The organism is Streptomyces sp. NPDC005195 (genome assembly GCF_040608315.1).
GTDB lineage: Bacteria > Actinomycetota > Actinomycetes > Streptomycetales > Streptomycetaceae > Streptomyces > Streptomyces kaempferi.
Window position 1 is genome coordinate 236,185 of sequence record NZ_JBEXHZ010000007.1, and the last position, 20,207, is coordinate 256,391.

Here is a 20,207-nt window from a genome sequence, read left to right on the forward strand (position 1 = left end):
CATTGACCCTAACGAGGCAGGGGCGGTGTCCGCGACGGTGCCGGAGGCGGTCCGCAGGGGTGTCAGTCGCCCGAGGTGTGCAGCTCCCGGTGCTGTACGCGCCGGAAGAGCAGGTCGTTCACCACATGACCCTTCTCCAGCCCCTGGCCCTCGAAACGGGTCAGCGGCCGGAAGCCCGGACGAGGCGCGAAACCGCCGTCCGGCGCGGTGTTCTCGAAGTCCGGATGCGCGGTCAGGACCTCGAGCATCTCCTCGGCGTACGGCTCCCAGTCGGTGGCGCAGTGCACCAGGGCGCCCGGCGTGAGGCGGGTCGCGGCGAGGTCCAGGAACTCCGGCTGGATCAGCCGGCGCTTGTGGTGGCGCTTCTTGGGCCACGGGTCGGGGAAGTACACACGCAGTCCGCTCAGCGAGTCCGGCGGGAGCATCTCGCGGAGCAGGATGATCGCGTCGCCGTTGCCGACCCGGATGTTGGCCAGTCCGTTCTGGTCCGCGAGGTTCAGCAGGGTGCCCTGGCCGGGGGTGTGCACGTCGACGGCCAGGATCCCCGTCCCCGGGTCCTCGGCCGCCATCCGCGCCGTCGCCTCGCCCATGCCGAACCCGATCTCGAGGACGACGGGAAGGTCGGCGCCGAACAGTTCGGCCAGGTCGATGATCCGCTGCCCGTCGATGTCGAGACCCCACTTCGGCCACAGCCGCTGCAGGGCGTCCGCCTGCCCGGCCGTCACCCGGCTGCGGCGCGGCTGGAAACTCCGGATCCGCCGCTCGAAGTGCGACCCGGCGGGATCGGCCTGCGGCCCGTCGGGGAACCGGGGCGCTCCCTTGGCACGGGGGCGCTCCCGCGGGGCGTCGCCGGTGGGGTGGGGCTCTGGGGGGGAGCTGCTCAGGAACTCAGACACAATGCGTCGATTTTACGACCGCCACCGACTCCGGGTGTCCGGCCCCCTGGCAGGGGGCCGGGGAGGAGCCCCTGGCTGGAGGAGGGCAGGGGCGGCGGGGGCGAGAACCCTCAGGTCACCGCCAGCGTGGCCAGCGCCCGACGCGCAACCTCTCTCCCGATCGGCAGAGCCGCCGTCGCGGCGGGCGACGGCGCGTTCAGCACATGCACCGTCCGCACCCCCTCCTTGATGAGGAAGTCGTCCACCAGCGTCCCGTCCCGCAACACCGCCTGCGCCCGCACCCCCGCCGCCGCGGGCACCAGATCGTCCACCGTCACCGCCGGCAGCAGCCGCTGTACGGCCCCGGTGAACGCCTTCCGGGACACCGACCGCCGCAGCTCCCCCGCCCCGTACGCCCAGTGCCGCCGAGCCATCCGCCACGACCCGGGCCAGGCCAGGGTCGTGCCCACCTCGCGGGGACGGATCACCCCCCACCCGTACCCCTCCCGCGCGAGCGCGGGCACCGCGTTGGGCCCGATGTGGACGTCTCCGTCGATCCCCCGGGTGAGATGCACCCCGAGGAAGGGGAAGGCGGGGTCCGGCACGGGATACACGAGCCCCCGCACCAGCTCGGGCCGCGCCAACGAGTAGTACTCCCCGCGGAACGGCACGATCCGCATCCCGGGCTCGTCCCCCGCGAGCCGCGCGACCTCGTCGCACTGGAGCCCCGCGCAGTTGACCAGCACCCGCGCACGGACGATCGTGCCGTCGCCGGTGCGGACGGCGACTCCGAGGGCCTCCCGCCGGTCGACGCGGACGACCTCGGCCCCGTACCGGATCTCCGCGCCGGAGGCTTCCGCGAGCTGCCGGGCGACCGCGACGTAGTCGCATGTCCCCGTCGTGCCGACATGGATCGCGGCGAGCCCGCGCACCTCCGGCTCGTACTCCGCGAGCTGGGCGGTGCCCAGCTCGCGCACCGGGATCCCGTTCTCCCGGCCTCGCTGCACGAGCGCGTGCAGGCGGGGCAGCTCGGCCTGCTCCGTGGCGACGATCAGCTTGCCGGTGACGGCGTGCGCGATGCCGTACTCCGCGCAGAACTTGACCATCTCGGCGGCGCCGCGCACCGCGTACCGCGCCTTCAGCGAGCCCGGCCGGTAGTAGATCCCGCTGTGGATCACCCCGCTGTTGTGCCCTGTCTGGTGCCGGGCGGCGCCGGGCTCCTTCTCCAGCACGGTCACCCGCGTGCCCGGCGCGGCGCGCGTGATCGCGTACGCCGTCGACAGGCCGACGATCCCGCCGCCGATCACCAGCACATCGCAGTCGTAAACGACCCGCATCTGCTTCACCTCCCGGCTTCGATAGTGCACTGCGCCACTGACAATGCCCTCAAACCCGGAAAGCGCGCCGAAGATCGCACAGAAGAACGAGCGGACGCCGCGCGTGCGGGGGACGGGGCGAGCCCGTGTCCCGCGGGGGCTCATCCCGTCCCGCCCGTTCCGCCCCTTCCGTCCCGTCCCGCACGCCGGAGCGGTTCCGATCCCGGCTCCCGGCCCTCTCCGGTCGTCCGGTCCTCCCCGTCGGATGACGCGAGGGGCCGGGCGACCGGGCACAGCCGCCGGACACGGTCTACGCGGGAGCCATCAGCAGCGGTCGTGCCCGCTCCCGGAGTTCCACCACGCGCGGTTCGTCGCCGTACGGCTCCAGCCGGTGGAGCAGGTCCTTCACGTACTCGGTCGTGCGCGCGGAGGAGATGCGCCCGGCCACCTCCACGGCCCGTACGCCCTGCTCGCAGGCCGCGTCCAGATTGCCCGACTCGAGCTCGGCGACCGCCGACACCACCAGGCGCAGACCGTGGGAGCGGACGAACTCCTCCGTCGGCTTCGACAGCGCCTGCTCGGTGAAGCGGCGGACCTGGCGCGGCGCCTTGAGGTCGCGGTAGCACTCCGCCGCGTCGGCCGCGAGCCGGTCGTACGAGTAGAAGCCGAGCCAGGACGGATCGTTGTCGCCGTCCCGGGCCCGCTCCAGCCAGCCCTCGGCGGCCCGCAGGGCCCCGCCGGCCGCGTGGGCGTCACCCGCACGCGCGTGGGCGCGCGCCTCGACGAGGCGGAAGAAACTCATCGTGCGGGCCGTGGCCAGGCCGCGGTTGCGCTCCAGGGCGGCCTGGGCGAGGTCGACGCCCTCGTCGCCGAAGCCGCGGTAGGTCGCCTGGAGGGACATGGAGGCGAGCACGTAGCCCCCGAGGGGGACGTCGGCCGCCGCTCTGGCCAGCCGCAGCGCCTGGATGTAGTAGCGCTGCGCCGCCTCCTGCTGGCCGGTGTCGAAGGCCATCCAGCCGGCGAGGCGGGTGAGTTCGGCGGACGCCCCGAAGAGGGCCCTGCCGACCTCGTCCGAGTACGAGCCGAGCAGCAGCGGAGCCGCCTCGACGCGCAGACACTCCGGCACCATCGACGAACGCCAGTCGCCGCCTCCGTACTTGGAGTCCCAGCGCCTGGCGTCCTCGGCTGCCTCGCGGAGCTTCTGTACGTCGCTGTGGCCGACTTTCAGTGGCGCTCCGGAGCCCTCGGCGGGGTTCGCGTCCCGCGCCACCGAACTGTCGGCCGGGGTTATCAGCCAGCGTGAGGCGGGGGTCGCGTAGGCGCTCACCGCGAAGGAACCGGCCAGTGACTGCCAGATGCCGCCGCTGCCGGCCCGGCGCCCGGCGAGGTCGAGACGGTACAGATCGGTGGCCGACCGCACCGCCTGCCCGACGTCGCGGGGGAAGGCGAGGCCCACTTCCGGCGCGGGATCCGCGTCCGCCAGGCCTATCTCGTGGAGCGGCACCGGACGGCCGAGCTTCTGTCCGATGGCGGCCGCGATGAGGTGTGGAGCGGCTCCTTGCGGCACCATTCCCTTCGACACCCAGCGCGCCACGGACGTCTTGTCGTAGCGAAGAGTCAACCCGCGTTGAGCGCCAAGATCGTTGACGCGCCGCGCGAGCCCTGCGTTGCTGATTCCCGCGAGGGCGAGAACGGCGCCGAGTTTTTCGTTCGGCCCGCGTTGCTCCCTGGACATGCGCCACCCCTCGACACAGACGGCTGCCGCGCTGGCATAACCATGCGGCATTCGTAAACCCAGCGTAGTTCGCCGCATCCCATGCGTTAAGGGGCGTTGTTCCCAATGGCGGGATTGTGGTCCGTACGGAAGTACGGACGGTTGCGGCGTGCTCCTGTCGTGTGGCTGTGCGCCCGCCCGTGCGCTCTACTCCGGCCATCGGGGGAGCGCTTCCATGGATGCCGCGTGGGTCGGCCCGCTGTACTGGATCCGGTGGGCTGGGGGACACCGCCGCCTCCATCCCCGCGGGCGGCGGACCGGTCCGGGAGGCGAACTCCGCCTCCCGGACCGTGCGTCGGTCCAGCGGTCGCAGGGCCTGTACGGAGAGTGTGCACGCCTGTCCGGCCGTGGCCGATTTGGCCGAAAATCGACGGTGCCCCTCGCGGGTGATTACCGCTCCTACCACGTGACTTGAGGGCGCGCAGGGTGTCCGAGGGGAGCGTATCGGGGGCGCATTCGCGTCGCAGATCCACCCCCGCCCCCGGCGGCCCGTCCCTCCGTCTCCGCCGACCGCCGTCCCTCCGGCGGGTGTTCGCAGTTGTCCCGGATCGGCTTTGCAGTCGCTCCCCAGCGGCGCGCACGCGTTCGCGGGGGCGCATTCCAGGGGGCGCGAGCCGTCGCAGGAACCCTCCCGCGCGCACTCTTCGTGGCAGCATGGTGCCGAGTTCGTACGGTGCACTGGTTGTCCACAGTCCGTGGAGGCGTCGATGCGGTGGTTGGTGGGGTGGAGCAGTACCGCCGCCAGGGCGCCCGGGATCGATACGGCGGGCGCCACCGGAAGCGACGGCGAGACCGTGCACCCGGTGGGCTCCCAACTCCTGTGGGGCGACCCCGATCCGCTCTGGGCGGTCGGCGACTGGCGCCCCGACGAGGTCCGCGTCGTGAAGGCCGACGCACAGAACCGGATCGCGGTCCTCGGCACCTGTGGCGCGAGCGACGAGCAGATCAAGGTCGGACTCTTCGCGGCGCGCGGCGGCGCACTGAGGCATCTCACCGCGTGGTCCGGCAGTTACACCGCCGTCGTCCAGGTCGGCCGCCGCGTCACCGTCGCGGGTGACCTGGCCGGCGTCCGGCCCGTCTTCTACACCCCCTGGGCCGGCGGCACCGCGTACGCGACCGCCGCGCTCCCCCTCGCCGACCTCATCGAGGCCAACCTCGACTTCGGGCATCTGGCGGCCCTGCTCGCCGCCCCCGACGTACCGGCCGCGGTCCACGACTCGACCCCCTACGAAGGGGTGCGGCGCATTCCGCCGGGACACGCGCTGATCCTGCGCACCGGCGCGCGGGAGATCGCCGGCTACGAACCCGTCGCCTCGCTCGCCGTCGCCGCGCCCTCCGCCGACCCCGAGCGCGCGGTGGACGGCGTCCGGGACGCCCTCGTGGAGGCCGTGCGCGCGCGGCTCGCCGCGCCCCGGCACGTTCCCGGCACGGACATCGACCCCGGGCCCGTGCCCGGGATGGGGCCCGCGGAACGGCGCGCGGCGCGGGGCATGCCCGTGCCCGGGATCGGGGCCGACCTCTCGGGAGGGCCCGCCTCGGGGACGCTGGCCCTGCTCGCCGCGGGGCTTCCGGGGGCGCCCGGGACCGTCCTGGGGCACGGCACGGGGGCCGGGGAGCGGCTGCTCGCGGTCACCTTCAACGACCTCGCGGTGCGCGGACGGGAGGCCGAGCTGGAGCGGGCGGGGACACTGGCCGCCAATCCCCGGCTGCACCACGTGGTGGTCACCGGGGGTGAGGAGACCCTTCCGTACGCCGACCTGGACGGCCCGCTGACCGACGAGCCCGGACCGTCGCTGGTGGCCGCGGCGCGGCACCGGGCGCGGCTCGCCTCCGGCAGCGCGGACCACTTCACGGGGTACGGGGCCCGGCAGGTGCTCGACGCCCATCCGGCGCGCCTGGCCGACCTGCTGATGGACCGCAAGAGACGTCATCTGGTGCGGCCCGTCGCCGCGTTGGCGAAGGCCGACGGGTCGGTGATGGTTACCGCGCGCGTGTACGGCGCGGCCCGCAGACTGGCCCGTACGCCGTACCGGACCGGTGTCGACGTCCTCGCCGACCGCCTGATGCAGCGGCGGTTCGAGGAACCCGGCGGGGCCGTGGGGGCGTCGCTCGCCGCGCTCACCTGGGCCAGGCCCGGCCCGGCGGCGCGTTGGCTGACCGGTGAGGCGTTGGCTGAAGTATCGGTTCGCCTGCAGGGAACCGCAGGTCGGCCGGGGGTCGGGCCAGGGCAGCGGCCCGGTGACTTCCGCGCCCGTGCGGCGCTCGCGCGCCATGCCGCCGATCTCCGTGTCCTCGAACAGGCCGCCGAGATCCGCTTCCAGCGGCTGCACATGCCGTTCCTGGACAACCAGGTCGTCCGCGCCTGCCGCGTCCTTCCGGAGGCGCTGCGCGTCCAGCCCGGCGCGCGGGCGGAGATCCTGCGTACGGTGCTGGAGGGGGCCGGGGTGGCCGAACTGCCGCCCGGGTGGGGGGCGCCCTCGCACGCGTCCTCGGCGGCGGCCGCGCGGACGGGGCTGCGGGTGGCCGCGGACTCCCTGATCGCGCTGTTCGACACGCCGTTGCTCGCACAGGCCGGGCTGGTGGAGGCGCGGGTCGTGCGCAAGGCGCTGCGGGCCGCTGCCGCGGGGGAGCCGCTGCCGTTGGACGGGCTCGCGGATCTTGTCTCCCTGGAGCTGTGGCTGCGGCGGTTGCTGGCGCGGCGGGGGACGTGCTGGACGGGGACGCCCGCGCGGCAGCGGGCGGTGCCCGCGGGGATCGTGCCGCAGGGGCGGGCATTGGGGGCGGGGGCCGGGGGGCGGGGCTAGCTCTCTGCGGGTGCGGGTGCGGGTGCCGGTGCCCTTGGCGGTGGCGGTGGCGGTTGGCCGTCGGTGGTGGGTGGCACGGCCCCTCTTCTGGGACGGCGGCTGCGGGGGTGCGTCCCCGGCGCGGGCCCGCATCCTCAGCCCGTCCGGCGTTTGAGGACGAGCCCTTCGGGCGTTGGGGGTCCAGGGGGCGCAGCCCCTTGGCTGGGGTCCGGGGGCGGAGCCCTCAGGCAGGGGACAGGTCGGGTAGGGGCGGCGGGGGCGAAGGAAGGTTTTCGGGTGGCCGCCGGGGGCGCGACGCCCGGCCGGGGGAAACCCTCGGCCCCACACACCCGCGCCGGTGAGAATAGACGCGTGCGGTACAGAATCCTGGGAGTGGCCCAGGCACAGGACGAGCGGGGAACGCCGACCACGGTCGGCGGCCCCCGCGTCCGCGCCCTGCTCGCCTCCCTGGCCCGTCGCCCGGACCGCACCACACCTCCGGAAACCCTGATCGACGAGGTGTGGGCGGACGAACCCCCACTGGACGCGCCGGCGGCACTGCAGGCCCTGGTAGGCCGCCTGCGCCGCACCCTCGGCAGGGACGCGGTCGTCTCGGAGGCCGGCGGCTACCGCCTGCGCGCCGCCAGGGACGACGTGGACCTGTTCGTCTTCGAGCGTCTGGTGCGCGAGGGCACGGCGGCCCTCGAACACGGCGACGCCCCCGCCGCCGCCCGCACCCTGCGCGAGGCCCTCGCCCTGTGGCGCGGCCCGGCCCTCGCGGACCTCCCCGACCGCAGCGCCGCGACCCGCCCGGACGCACTCCGCCTGGAGGCGACGCGCACCCGTATCGAGGCGGACCTGCGACTGGGCCGCGCCCCCGACGTCGTACCGGAGTTGAAGGAGCTGACGACCGCCCACCCGTACGACGAGGCCCTGCGCGCCCTGCTTCTCCGGGCCCTGCGCGACGCGGGCCGCGGCGCGGACGCGCTGGCCGCCTACGAGGAGGTGCGCCGTGCCCTGCTGGACGGTCTGGGCGCGGACCCGGGCCCGGAACTGCGCTTCCTGCACGCGGAGTTGCTCGACCAGGAGGCCGGGCCCGCGCCGGTACCCTCCCGGCCGGAGCGGAACGGCAATATTCGTCCCCGTCTGAACTCGTTCGTCGGGAGGGAAGCCGACCTCGGTGCCATCCGTTCCGATCTGCGGAGGGCACGCCTGGTCACACTGACCGGACCGGGCGGTTCGGGAAAGACCCGCCTCGCCGAGGAAGCCGCCGCCGGGCTTTCGCAGGCGTGGCTGGTCGAACTGGCCCCGCTCGACCGGCCCGAGGCGGTCCCGGGTGCCGTGGTCAGCGCCCTCGGTCTGCGCGAGACCGCGCTGATCAGCAACGAGACGGCGATCGGTCAGGACGACCCGCTCGCCCTCCTCGTCGAGTACTGCGCCGCGCGCGGCCTGCTCCTGATCCTCGACAACTGCGAACATGTCATCGGCGCCGCGGCCGGGCTCGCCGAAACCCTCCTCACCCACTGCCCGGGGCTCACGATCCTCGCCACCAGCCGCGAACCCCTCGGCGTGCCCGGTGAGTTGGTGCGCCCGGTCGAGCCCCTCCCGCCCGATCCCGCGCGACGCCTGTTCACGCAGCGCGCGGCGGCCGCGCGTCCCGGCGCCGAGGCCGCCCTGCGCGACTCCGCGGCGGTGGACGAGATCTGCCGGCGGCTCGACGGCCTGCCCCTGGCCATCGAACTGGCCGCCGCGCGCCTGCGCCTGCTGACACCACGCCAGATCGCCGACCGGCTCGACGACCGCTTCCGGCTCCTCACCTCCGGAAGCCGCACCGTGCTGCCCCGCCAGCAGACCCTGCGCGCCGTCGTCGACTGGTCCTGGGACCTGCTCGACGAGCGGGAGCGGACCGTGCTGCGCGAGGCGTCCGTCTTCGCGGGCGGCTGGGACCTCGCCGCCGCCGAGGCCGTGTGCACCGGCCCCGCCGCCCACCTCGTCGGCGCGCTCGTCGACAAGTCCCTCGTCGTCGCGACCCCGTACGACGCGGACACCGACGGGAGCGGAGCCGGCGGGAGCGGAGCCGACGGCACGGGTGGCGGTAGCGGTGGCGGCATGCGGTACCGGATGCTGGAGACCATTCACGAGTACGCGGCCGAGCGCGCCGCCGAGGTCCCCGAACTGCGCGCCGAGGCCGAGCGCCGCCACCGCGCGTGGGCGCGAGGCCTCGCCGAGCAGGCCGAGCCGCTGCTGCGCTCCGCCGCCCAACTGCCCTGGATCCGGCGTCTGGAGACCGAACTCGACAACATCCGGGCGGCTCTCCACCGTTCCGTCGTCGCCGGTGCCGAGGAGGAGGCGGGCTCGCTCGTCCTCGCCATGGGATGGTTCTGGTGGCTGCGCAACTTCCGCCGCGAGGGCACCGACTGGACCGACCGCGTCCTGCGCCTGGGCGCGGCGCTCGACGCGACCGGATCCGCGCACGGCGGCAGCGCGGTGCCCGGCGCCCACGGCTGCGCCGGAGCCGCCGGACCCGCCGGGTTCGCCGCGCTCGAGAGCTTCGACCCACTGGACGCCTTCCTCGACACCCCCGGCGGCGAGGAGTCCCATCCCCTGCACCGCCTGCGGATGCGGATACGGATGCTGCACCTGTTCATGCGGGTGGAGACCGATTCCCTGGACGAACAGGACCATCCCCGCGTCCGGGAGTACGTCGAACGGGTCCGGGACGCCTTCGAGAAGGGCGGCCCGGACGCCGCGAGCATGCCGGGCATCGTCTGGCCGATGGCCGCCTTCTTCCTGAGCGGCTCGTACGACGTGCGTCCGGCGATGGAGAAGGCGGTCGCCAACTGCCGTGCGTACGGGGACGACTGGGCGATCGGGGTCACCCTGATGTTCCGTACGCACATGGCCGTCGACGCCCCGGGCGGTATGCCCGGCGTGGACGACGACCTCGCGGAGCTGCGTGTGCTCAGCCGGCGGGTGGGTGACCGCTGGATGCGCGCCCAGGTGTGCAGCGCCGCCGCCGAGGCGGCCATGGCGCGCGGTCTCTACGACGAGGCGAAGGCCGAGTACGAGGAGGCGCTGCGGCTCGCCTTCGAGGTCGGTGCGTACGCCGAGACGCCGTTCCTGCTGGCGCGCCTGGCCGAACTCGCCTACCGCGCCGGCGAGCGCGCGCGGATGCTGGCCGCCCTGGACGAGGCGGACGCGGCGGCCGAGCGGTACGGGGTGATGGACTCCCGCGCCTTCGTCCGGATGCTGCGGGCGCAGCTGGCCCTGGACGACGGCGAGACCGCCCTCGCGCGCGACATGTGGCAGAAGGCCTGCGAGATGAGTCTGCGGGGCACCCCTCCGCCGCAGTTCACGGCGGCGCTGAACTGGGTCGAGGCGCTCATCACGGCCGCCGAGTCCGGTCCGGAGCGCGGGCTGCGGAAGATGGCCGACGCCCTGGAGGCAGCCGTGGCGGGGCGGTGCGCCGATGTGGTGACGGCAGGCCTCGTCGACAGCGCCGCGGACCTGCTGTCCGGACTCGGCGACCATCCCCGCGCGACCCGTCTGTTCGCGGCGGGGGCACGGTGGCGCGGCGGTCATCCCCGCCCCGCTCTGGAGCGCGCCGCCGCCGAGCGTGGTGAGGCCGCCGCCCGCGCGGCCCTCGACCCCCACTGTTACGCGTCGGAGCGCGCCAGGGGAGCGGACTTCACCGCGGACGACGCCCTGCGTGACCTCGCGGAGGCGGCGAAGGAGCACTCCGCCGACAGTCCCTAGCCGCGGGTGCGTGCGGGGCCGGGGCTGCTCCGAGGACTGCTCACCGCGTGGCGGGGCTCACTGGCACTCGAACTTCGATTCTGCCCAGTCCGCCAGCGCCACCGAGTCGAACGGCGTACGCGGTTCGACGACGAGCCGGATCGTCTTCCGGCCCGTGAGATTCACCCGGACGGGGATCGTGCGGTCGCCGCCCTCGACCAGCGGCGACCGCCACAGGCGTGCTCCGTCGGCGTAGACGGAGAAGCTGACCCGGCCCAGGCCCATCGTCAGGTCGTCGACACCGACCTGAGCCTCGTACGCCGAGCAGTCGCGGTTGAGGTCGATGGTGACGGAGGACGCGCCGTGGACGGTCACCCCGTGCGCGTACCGCTCGTCCGAGACCGACATCCCCCACCGCTGCCAGACCCAGCTGCTCTCGCCCAGCCGCATCTCGGGCCGGGTGTGGTCGCCGATGATGCCGTAGCGCAGCTCGTTCCACTGGTAGACGACCGGCGCGGGCGTCGGCGTCGGGCTGGGCGCCGGGTCCGGGTCCGGGGGGAGGGGCAGGGGCGGAGTGGGGCTGGGAGCGGGTTCCGGCTCCGCCTTCGTGGGGGCGGGGGACGGGTCGGGCGCGGGCTTCGGGGTGGGCTTCGGTGCGGGGGCGGAGGCGCGGGCGACCACGGTGGCCGCCACCGGCTGCTGCGGCGCGGGCCTCTTCGACGGCGGGAGCGTCGGTGTCAGGGGCGGTGCTTCGACGGCGGGCGACGCGGCGGGCCTGGCCTCGGGTTTTTTGGCGCCGCTCTCGTTGCCCGCCAGGGCGAGTGCGACCGCCGCGGCGGCCACCGCGACGACACCCGCCGCGATCCCGGCCTTGACCGGCGCCCCGATCCCCTCGGAGACCGCCGCGCCGCCACCCGCGCCCGCTCCCCCGGAGCCGCCTGCCGCGGCGGCCGCTCCCGCCGCGCCCGCTCCGGCACCACCGGCGATGAGTGCGACGGCCTTCGCGTACCCGGCGGCGCCGAACCAGCCGATGACCGCGACCGGCACGACCGCCGGGATACCGCTGGCGACCTCCTTGATCTGGCCCGCGGCGAGCCGGCACTTGACGCACTCCTCCAGGTGCTTGCGCAGCCCGCGCTCGGCCCGGGTGCGCAGCCCGCCTCGGGCGTAGGCGCCGAGCCGGTCGGCGTAGCGCGCGCACTCCTCGTCCTGGGTGAGCGTGGCGCTCACATGCGCCTGGAGATAGGCCTGCTTCAGGCCTTCGCGGGCGCGGCTGGCGAGGACACGGGTGCCGTTGGCGTCCAGCCCGAAGAGGTTGGCGACCTCGCTCGGCGACTCGTCCTCGACCTCCGTGTGCCACAGCACGGCCTGCCAGCGCTCCGGCAGCGAGCGGAACGCCCGCATGGCCATCGACTGTTCGGCCTCGTGCATCGCGCGCGCGTCCGCGCCGAGGTCGAGCGTGTCGCCGTCGGAGACCTCGGTACCGCGCACGGCCTGTGCGGCGAACACCGCGAAGTCGTCGACCAGTTGCTCCCGCTTCGCGGACTTCGTCCAGTTCGCCGCGACCCGGCGGACCGTCGTCAGCAGATACGCGCGTACGGCGTGCTCGGGACCGTGGCCGCCGCGCACCGCCTGGAGCATGCGGGCGAAGACCTCGGCGGTCAGGTCGTCCGCGGTGTGCGCGTCCCGGCAGCAGGTGCGGGCGTAACGGCGGACGGCCTCCGCGTGACGGCGGTACAGCGCCTCGTACGCCGTGTCGTCGCCCGAGCGCATCCGCCCGATCAGATCGGCGTCGGACGGCGGCAGTTCGACCGGGGGCGGCAGGACACCGCTGACGTCCCGGGGATCGAAGCGGTCGCGTTGTGCCGGGACGCTGGGATCGCCGGGGGCGCCCTGGGAGTTGAGGGAGGGGCCCGGGAGGTTCGGGATGCCGGAGGGCTTCGGGGGGCCGGAGGGGCCCAGGCTGTCTCCTGGGGGGCCGCCCTGACTGGGGACCTGCTGCGAGGGCAGGCCGCCCGCCTCCGCGCCACCGTCACCGAGTGACTCGTCCCGCCCGTCAACGCTCATCGCGGAAAGCCCCCGCCTGCACACACTCGGACCCGAATACCGGGACAGAGTGCCACACGCTTCCGGGGTCGGACCGCGCCGCACGGATCAACCACTCGTCCGTGGGGTTTTGCCGCACGACAGCTCTAGCGGTCACCCGTTTGGGGAATAGTCAATAACTGCTTTCAGTAGGGGAGTTGCCGCTATGAGCCTTGTGTCGTGATGTGTTCCGCGCGGCCTGCCGCAGTGCCGCCCCGTGGAACGCGCAGCGCCCGTGCGACCCGACGAGGCGGGTGGCACGGGCGGCGTGGGTCGTACGGGTGCCACGGGGGGCGCGGATATGCGGGTGGTACGGATGTGCGGGCGGTTCGGGTTGTGCGGATGTGCGGGTGGTTCGGGTTGTGCGGGTGGTGCGAGCGATGCTCGTGGCGCGTGTCTACGGCGTGCGTGTACGGCGTGTGTGCCGGAGCGCCCGCGTTCGGTGGTCCACCGCCGCGGGAAGGCCCGGCCACCGCCGGAACGGCCGGTCCTTCCGGACCGGTCCGAGGCCACTCACGCAGGACGCGAGCGCAGCCCCTCCAGCAGGATGTCCAGCAACCGGGCCGAGGCCGCGGCCTGCTGAGCGGCGTCCGGAAGCGAGGGCGCCGCCGTGGCGATCACCAGCAGTACGTCCGCCACGGTCACGTCCGTGCGCAGCTCGCCCGCCGCACGTGCCCGGTCCACCAGCCGGCCCACCACGTCGAGCAGCGCGGCCGCACCGGCGTCGTCGACCACGTTCTCGGGTGTGGGCCGCTGCTCGACGAGCCTGAGTTCGGCGCCGAGTTGGGAGCGCTGCTGCGGCACCCGTGCCCCGTCCGCGGCGGGCTCGTCCTCCGCGACACCGACCCGCAGGATCTGCGGCGGCAGCAGCCGTCCCGCGCCCGAGGCCACCGACGTCCGCAGGAAGCGGGAGAGCGCCGACCACGGTTCGTCCTCCTGACCGAGCGCCGTGCGTGCCTGGTCGGTCAGCCGGGAGGTCTCCTCCTCGGCTATCCGGCGTACCAGGACGTCCTTGCTCGGGAAGCGCCGGTACACCGTGCCGACACCGACCCGGGCGCGCCGCGCGACGTCCTCCATCGGCGCGCCGTATCCCAGCTCGCCGAAGACCTCGCGCGCCGCGCGCAGTACGTGTTCCAGATTGCGCTGTGCGTCCACGCGCAGCGGCGCCGTCCGTGATCCGTCTCCCGGACCACGGCCGTTGCCGCCCGCTGCCGCGCCGACCGTGCCACCGGATGCGATGGCAGGCGCGGAAGACCAATGAGAGTCCTGAATGTGCATAAGCGTTCCCCCGGTAATGACGTCTCCCCCCGGAGACTCCCCGCCATTGGAAGGCGGAGCGAGCGGAACAAGCCTGATTCCCGAACCCGCCGCGCGGACTCGTCCAGCACATCCCCCTACACCCCGTCGTCACACGAACATAGTTGAGTGGGGGTCAATTCAGAAGGGGCAGGTTCCGCACGGAGCGCCCCCCGATCGGAGTACGGGTCGGATACCTCCCGGTTGCGCCCCCTCCGCACCCCCCACCCGTCCACGCTGACCTGCGAATTTCCCTCGCACTCCGGCAAATCGGCCAACCCTCCGCGTTCACGGCGACCGGTCACACAATTTGTCGAGCCTGTGGACAAACTCAAGAGCTGGGTGCGTCATGGGATGGTGAAGGAACCTGTGCGCATTCTCATCGTCGGCGGCGGCTACGTCGGGATGTACACCGCCCTCCGTCTCCAGCGAAAGTTGAAGTCGGAACTTAAACGGGGCGAGGTCGAGCTGGTCGTCGTCTCGCCCGACCCCTACATGACGTATCAGCCGTTCCTTCCCGAAGCGGCCGCCGGCTCGATCTCCCCGCGTCACGTGGTCGTCCCGCTGCGCCGCGTCCTCGGCCAGTGCCGGATCGTCATCGGCGAAGCCCGCTCCATCGACCACGCCCGGCGCACCGCGACCCTCGGCACGCTCGCCACCGAGGAAGGCGGGGGCACGGAACAGCTCACCTACGACGAACTCGTCCTCGCCCCCGGCTCGATCTCGCGCGCCCTCCCGATCCCCGGTCTCGCCGACTTCGCCATCGGCTTCAAGACCGTCGAGGAGGCCATCGGCCTGCGCAACCACGTCATCGAGCAGATGGACATCGCCTCCTCCACCCGCGACCCCGCGATCCGCGACGCGGCCCTGACCTTCGTCTTCGTAGGAGGCGGATACGCGGGCGTCGAGGCACTCGGCGAACTGGAGGACATGGCCCGCTACACCGCGCGGTACTACCACAACATCGAACCCGAGGACATGAAGTGGATCCTCGTCGAGGCCTCCGAGCGCATCCTCCCCGAGGTCGGCGAGGAGATGGGCACGTACACGATCACCCAGCTGCGCCGCCGCAACATCGACGTACGCCTCAAGACCCGCCTCGACTCCTGCGCGGACCGGATCGCCGTCCTCAGTGACGGCGCCCGCTTCCCCACCCGTACGGTCGTGTGGACCGCCGGAGTGAAGCCGCACCCGGTGCTCGCCGCGACCGACCTGCCGCTGAACGCGCACGGCCGCCTCAAGTGCACCCCCCAGCTCACCGTCGAGGGCGCCCCGCACGCGTGGGCCGCGGGAGACGCCGCCGCCGTCCCCGACGTCACGGCCGCGGAGACCGGCAAGGAGACCGCGCCCAACGCCCAGCACGCGGTGCGCCAGGCCGGCGTCCTCGGGGACAACATCGCGCACTCCCTGCGCGGCGAACCGCTCGAGACGTACTCCCACAAGTACGTCGGCTCGGTCGCGTCCCTGGGACTGCACAAGGGTGTCGCACACGTCTACGGCCGCAAGCTGAAGGGCTATCCTGCCTGGTTCATGCACCGCGTCTACCACCTCAGCAGGGTCCCGACCTTCAACCGCAAGGCCCGTGTACTCGCCGAATGGACCTTGGCGGGAGTCTTCAAAAGGGAGATCGTGTCCCTCGGATCCCTCGAACACCCTCGAGCGGAGTTCGAACTCGCGGCCGGTGGAAAACATCCACTCGACCCGAAGCTCGACCCGAAGGGGTCGTCCTGACCGGACCCAGGAACTCCACCGTTCAGGCAGGCGTCTGACGGATGTCGGTCCGGTCGGCCAGACTGGTCCACGACCCTGGGCGGGCCGACCGCCCGCTCTCCCCACCCACGAGGCTTCTTCCCAAGCGCCGCACCCCCAGGGACGCGGAGCCCTCGGCGACCGCGCCGCGGGCCGACCCCGACCGGATCCGGAGCCGACCGGAGACGACCACCACCAGGCAAGGATCACGAGGCAAGGATTCGGTGAATTTCACGCGCTGGAGCTCCCGGCTCCCCGGAACGCAGCGCCGCGCCGCAGCGCGGACCGAGCACATGGCCTCCCAGGACCGGCGAGGTGAAGGGGCCGTGCCCGCGGCCCGCGCCGAGCGGCTGACCGACGACCAGCAGCCCGTCCCCGCCGTCGACGACCTTCCCGTACGCGAGGTCCTCGACCGCGTACCGGCCCTCGTCGCCCTCGTGCACGGCCCCCACCACCGCCTCGCCTACGTCAACGACGCCTACGCGGCCGCCTTCGGTGCCCGTCCCGTCGGCGAGCCCGCGGCCGATGCGCTCCCCGAGCTCGCGGAGATCGGCCTGCTCCCGCTCCTCGACCAGGTCCTGCGCAGCGCCAAGCCCCGCACCGTCAAGTCCCGCAAAGCGCCCGGCGGCCGCTCGTACACCTTCGCCTGCACGCCCGTCGACGCCACCCCGGACGGCCCCGACGGCGGTGTGCTGATCTTCGCCACCGACGTCACCGACCACGCCGAGGCCGCCGAGCGGCTGCGCGCCAGCGAGCGCCGCCAGCGCGAGACCGCCGTCACCCTCCAGCGCTCCCTGCTCCCCCAGGAGCTGGAGGAGCCCGACGACCTGCGGGTCGCCGCCACCTACCAGCCCGGCGGCACCGAGGCAGCGGTCGGCGGCGACTGGTACGACGTGATCACCCTCGGCGGCGGCCGCACGGCCCTGGTCATCGGCGACGTGATGGGACGGGGGGTGCGGGCCGCGGCCGTCATGGGCCAGCTGCGCACCGCCGTGCGCGCGTACGCCCGCCTCGACCTGCCCCCGCACGAGGTGCTCCAGCTCCTCGACGGCCTCGCCACCGAGATCGACGCCAACCAGATCGCCACCTGCGCGTACGCCGTCCACGACCCCAACGAGGGCCGGCTCGTGTACGCGTCCGCGGGCCACCTCCCGATCCTCGTACGCGACGAGAACGGCATCGTGCTGCGGGCCGACGAACCCACCGGACCACCGCTCGGCACGGGAGGCTGGATGCACGCGTCGGGCTCGATCCCGCTCGGACCCGGCTCGACGGCCGTCCTCTACACCGACGGACTGGTGGAGCGCCGCAACGAGGACCTCGACGAGGGCATCGCCGCCCTCGAGCGCGCCCTCGCCGGCGCCACCGGAACACCCCAGGTCGTCTGCGACCGTCTCGTCCGCTCGGCGGGCGTCACCGCCGACCACGACGACGACGTGGCGGTCCTGGTCCTCCAGCACCCGGCCCGCACGGGCCCCGACGGCGAGCTCTTCCGCAACGCCGCGCTGGAACTGCTGGGCGGGGTGGAAGCCGCTCCCCGCGCGCGGGCCTTCGCCTCCGGCGTCCTGACGAGCTGGCGCTTCCCGCCGGACCTGCACGACCTGGGCGTCCTCGCCACCAGCGAGCTCGTCGCCAACTCCCTGCAGCACGGCACCCCGCCGATGCGGCTGCGGCTGCGCCGCACCGACCGCCGCCTGATCATCGAGGTCACCGACGGCGACGACCACCTCCCGCGCCGCCGCCGCGCCGAACCCGCCGACGAGGCCGGCCGCGGCATCGCGATCGTCGCCACGATCGCCTCCGGCTGGGGCTCCAGACGCACTCCCGGCGGCGGAAAGGCCGTGTGGTGCGAGTTCGCACTCCCCCGCACCACCCCCTGAACCGGAGCTCCCCACCCGGCACTCCCACCACGCGCGAAGGCGGGCCGTCACCACGGGAAGTGGTGACGGCCCGCCTTCGCGTCGTTCGTCAGGCGTTCGCGGCCACCGGCTCCGCCGTCGCCCCGCCCTGAGCGACCACCCGGCTCCTCGCCAGCCAGGGCTGGTCCTGCACCGGACTGAGCTGCCGCCCGAGCCGCACCGCCAGGAACGTGATGCCCAGCGAGAACAGCAGGAACGTCACGACGTACGGACCGTGCAGCGAGGCCCCCATCGGCCCGCCCACCGCCGGACCGATGGCCAGCGCGAGCTGCTTCACCAAGGCGAAGGCGGAGTTGTACTGCCCCGCGAGACCCGCGGGTGCCAGATCGGCGACCAGCGGAGCGACGGTCGGCGACAGCATCGCCTCGCCGAGCCCGAAGAGCGCGTACGTCGAGACGAACGCGGCCGTCGCCATGGTCCGGCTGCCGTGCCCGAGGCCCGCGTACCCGGCCGCGAGCCAGGCCACGGCCCAGATGAGCCCCACCGCGGCGATCACCCGGGACCGCTTCCGGCGCTCGACGAGCTTCAGCACGGCGAACTGCGCCACCACGATCATCGCCGTGTTCGCCGCCATCGCCGTACCGAGCGCGGAGGTCGAGATCCCGGCCGCCTCGACGCCGTACGCGGAGAGCCCCGCCTCGAACTGCCCGTAGCAGGCGAAGAACAGCACGAAACCCAGCACGGACAGCTGCACCATGGCCCGGTTGCCGAGCAACTGCTTCCACGCGCCGCCCCTGGCCTGCGGTGCCTCGCCCCGGATCCGCGGCGCGTGCGGCACCCGCACCGTCGCCATGATCACGACGAGCACCAGGAACATCGCCGACTCGATCCCGAACAGCAGCGTGAACGAACCCGCCCGGTTCGGGTCGACGAGGTGGCCGCCGATCAGACCACCGACCCCGAGCCCGAGGTTCTGCAGGAAGAACTGTGTGGCGAAGGCGCGCGAGCGGGTGTCCGCGGTGGAACAGTCCACGATCATCGTCGCCAGCGCCGGCTGCATCACGGCCTGCCCGGCACCGAGTGCGGCCGCCGACAGCACCACGGTCGTGGCACCGCTCGCGAGCCCGAGGCTCAGCGATCCGAGGGCTGCGGTGGCCAGGGCGGTGAGCAGGACCGGCAGCGGACCGCGCCGGACGATGGCGCGTCCGGCGAACGGCAGCACCACGAGCGCGGCCACGGCGAAGACGGCGAGCACGACGCCCGCCGTCATGGAACCGAGTCCCCGTACCTGCGCCACATAGACATAGAGGAAGGGGACGGTAAATCCGAGCCCGAACGCTCCGAGTGCGTTGCCTACGTGGATCCGGCGCATCGCCGCGCCCATCGCCCTGGTCACTTTCACCTGCCTTGGTCGCGAAGAACAGGCCCACACCCACAAGGGTGCAAGCCTGAAGACTTCGAAGCTAAAGTTAGAAGTTGAACTCTACACCTAGAAGGACTTCAACACCAAGCGAGCCATGCGATACTTCCGCCATGGCCGACACCCCCGGCGTCACCGGCGAGCCGACACTCGAAGAGCAGATCGCCGCCTATCAGCGCGAGTTCCAGGACCTCGACCCCCAGGTCGAGAAGATCGTCTCGGCGCTCGGCCGTCTCCATCGCCGGATGAACGTCGCGTACGGCCGTCAGACCGCCAACCTCGGCATCAGCAACGCCGAGTGGGAGGTCCTCAAAGCCCTCGTGCTCTCCGGTGCCCCGTACCGCATGGGTCCGAGCGACCTGGCGAAGCGACTGGGGCTGACCCCGGCCGCGATGACCCACCGGATCGACCGCCTGGTCGCGGAGGGCCTCGTCACCAGGGAGCGCGACGAGTCGAACCGGGTGCGGGTCATCGTGGAGCTGACGGGCGAGGGGCGCGAGAAGTGGCTGGAGGCCATGCGCCTGGCCACGGTCTTCGAGGAGGACCTTCTCCAGGACCTCTCCGCCGAGGAGCGCGGTGTCCTGGGCGAGGTGCTCACCCGTCTCCTCCGCCGCGTGGAGCACGCCCAGCCGGATGCCGGCGGACGACTCACCGACCTCGATTAAAGATCTTGACAGAGGCGGTTGACACGCCCCTGCTGGATCCGTAAGGTTCTTCGAGTTGCCACAGAGCCGTAACGGTTCTCCGGTAGCACCTCCGCCGCGAACGCGGCACCCAAACCACCAGCACGATCTCCCAGCCGGGGCGAATTCGGTGTGCCCGAATTCAATTCGAATGGGCTCGGCGGACCGATTAGGCCCTGCCGGGAGGATCCGCTAAAGTTTGAGACGTCGGAACGGCCCAAGGGCCGGGAAGACAAGCCCCACTGACTGGGAATCAGGCCCGAAAGGATCTGATAGAGTCGGAACCGCCGGAAAGGGAAACGCGAAAGCGGAAACCTGGAAAGCGCCGAGGAAATCGGATACGGAAACGGTCTGATAGAGTCGGAAACGCAAGACCGAAGGGAAGCGCCCGGAGGAAAGCCCGAGAGGGTGAGTACAAAGGAAGCGTCCGTTCCTTGAGAACTCAACAGCGTGCCAAAAATCAACGCCAGATTTGTTGATACCCCGTCTCCGGCCTATCGGTCGGGGCGAGGTTCCTTTGAAAAAGTCCTGCCCTTTGGGGTAGGCGCACAGCGAGGACGCTGTGAACCGGGGGATTATTCCTCCCCTTGGTTCCGCTCTCGTGGTGTCGTCCCGATTACGGGAAAACATTC

The 20,207-nt window shown here is 72.8% G+C and carries 11 protein-coding genes; 5 read left to right on the top strand and 6 right to left on the bottom strand.

What is annotated here, in order from left to right:
* Nucleotides 1–62 precede the first annotated feature (62 nt).
* The 3 genes from trmB to ABZV34_RS11665 form a co-directional block, all read right to left on the bottom strand.
* Nucleotides 63–884 carry a tRNA (guanosine(46)-N7)-methyltransferase TrmB gene (gene trmB, locus ABZV34_RS11655; protein WP_356273695.1) on the bottom strand — a complete coding sequence of 274 codons (822 nt, stop codon included), beginning with the start codon at nt 882–884 and terminating at the stop codon, nt 63–65.
* A gap of 122 nt (nt 885–1,006) precedes the next feature.
* Nucleotides 1,007–2,212, bottom strand: coding sequence for an L-2-hydroxyglutarate oxidase (gene lhgO / locus ABZV34_RS11660; protein ID WP_356273656.1), 1,206 nt, complete (start codon nt 2,210–2,212; stop codon nt 1,007–1,009).
* Nucleotides 2,213–2,501: 289 nt separating this feature from the next.
* Nucleotides 2,502–3,926 carry an MFS transporter gene (locus tag ABZV34_RS11665; protein ID WP_356273658.1) on the bottom strand — a complete coding sequence of 475 codons (1,425 nt, stop codon included), beginning with the start codon at nt 3,924–3,926 and terminating at the stop codon, nt 2,502–2,504.
* 746 nt (nt 3,927–4,672) lie between these two features.
* On the opposite strand from ABZV34_RS11665, the gene ABZV34_RS11670 reads away from it, so the two are divergent.
* Nucleotides 4,673–6,769 carry an asparagine synthase-related protein gene (locus ABZV34_RS11670; RefSeq protein ID WP_356273660.1) on the top strand — a complete coding sequence of 699 codons (2,097 nt, stop codon included), beginning with the start codon at nt 4,673–4,675 and terminating at the stop codon, nt 6,767–6,769.
* A gap of 351 nt (nt 6,770–7,120) precedes the next feature.
* A complete protein-coding gene (locus ABZV34_RS11675; RefSeq protein WP_356273662.1) occupies nt 7,121–10,504 on the top strand; it encodes a BTAD domain-containing putative transcriptional regulator in 3,384 nt (1,127 codons plus the stop codon).
* Nucleotides 10,505–10,561: 57 nt separating this feature from the next.
* Here ABZV34_RS11675 and ABZV34_RS11680 read toward each other — a convergent pair whose 3' ends face one another.
* Nucleotides 10,562–12,550 carry a sigma-70 family RNA polymerase sigma factor gene (locus tag ABZV34_RS11680; RefSeq protein ID WP_356273664.1) on the bottom strand — a complete coding sequence of 663 codons (1,989 nt, stop codon included), beginning with the start codon at nt 12,548–12,550 and terminating at the stop codon, nt 10,562–10,564.
* 531 nt (nt 12,551–13,081) lie between these two features.
* The gene (locus ABZV34_RS11685) at nt 13,082–13,846 is read right to left on the bottom strand and encodes a helix-turn-helix domain-containing protein (RefSeq protein WP_356273666.1); all 765 of its coding nucleotides are present in this window, start codon (nt 13,844–13,846) and stop codon (nt 13,082–13,084) included.
* Between the two features lie 372 nt (nt 13,847–14,218).
* On the opposite strand from ABZV34_RS11685, the gene ABZV34_RS11690 reads away from it, so the two are divergent.
* Entirely contained in the window at nt 14,219–15,595 is a 1,377-nt protein-coding gene (locus ABZV34_RS11690) for an NAD(P)/FAD-dependent oxidoreductase (protein ID WP_356273667.1), read from the top strand.
* Nucleotides 15,596–15,837: 242 nt separating this feature from the next.
* The gene (locus ABZV34_RS11695; RefSeq protein WP_356273669.1) at nt 15,838–17,493 is read left to right on the top strand and encodes a SpoIIE family protein phosphatase; all 1,656 of its coding nucleotides are present in this window, start codon (nt 15,838–15,840) and stop codon (nt 17,491–17,493) included.
* A gap of 88 nt (nt 17,494–17,581) precedes the next feature.
* Here ABZV34_RS11695 and ABZV34_RS11700 read toward each other — a convergent pair whose 3' ends face one another.
* Complete coding sequence (locus ABZV34_RS11700) at nt 17,582–18,856, bottom strand: MFS transporter (protein ID WP_356273696.1); 1,275 nt, start codon at nt 18,854–18,856, stop codon at nt 17,582–17,584.
* Between the two features lie 149 nt (nt 18,857–19,005).
* Here ABZV34_RS11700 and ABZV34_RS11705 point away from each other — a divergent pair, with 149 nt between their 5' ends.
* Nucleotides 19,006–19,557 (top strand): MarR family transcriptional regulator, encoded by a 552-nt coding sequence (locus ABZV34_RS11705; protein ID WP_356273671.1) that lies wholly within the window; start codon nt 19,006–19,008, stop codon nt 19,555–19,557.
* Nucleotides 19,558–20,207: the final 650 nt, after the last annotated feature.

Excerpts from the sequence above, each read along its gene's own strand:
- lhgO (WP_356273656.1), bottom strand. The coding sequence starts at position 2,212 with ATGCGGGTCGTTTACGACTGCGATGTGCTGGTGATCGGCGGCGGGATC.
- ABZV34_RS11665 (WP_356273658.1), bottom strand. The coding sequence starts at position 3,926 with ATGTCCAGGGAGCAACGCGGGCCGAACGAAAAACTCGGCGCCGTTCTC.
- ABZV34_RS11670 (WP_356273660.1), top strand. The coding sequence starts at position 4,673 with ATGCGGTGGTTGGTGGGGTGGAGCAGTACCGCCGCCAGGGCGCCCGGG.
- ABZV34_RS11680 (WP_356273664.1), bottom strand. The coding sequence starts at position 12,550 with ATGAGCGTTGACGGGCGGGACGAGTCACTCGGTGACGGTGGCGCGGAG.
- ABZV34_RS11685 (WP_356273666.1), bottom strand. The coding sequence starts at position 13,846 with ATGCACATTCAGGACTCTCATTGGTCTTCCGCGCCTGCCATCGCATCC.
- ABZV34_RS11690 (WP_356273667.1), top strand. The coding sequence starts at position 14,219 with ATGGTGAAGGAACCTGTGCGCATTCTCATCGTCGGCGGCGGCTACGTC.
- ABZV34_RS11700 (WP_356273696.1), bottom strand. The coding sequence starts at position 18,856 with ATGGGCGCGGCGATGCGCCGGATCCACGTAGGCAACGCACTCGGAGCG.
- ABZV34_RS11705 (WP_356273671.1), top strand. The coding sequence starts at position 19,006 with ATGGCCGACACCCCCGGCGTCACCGGCGAGCCGACACTCGAAGAGCAG.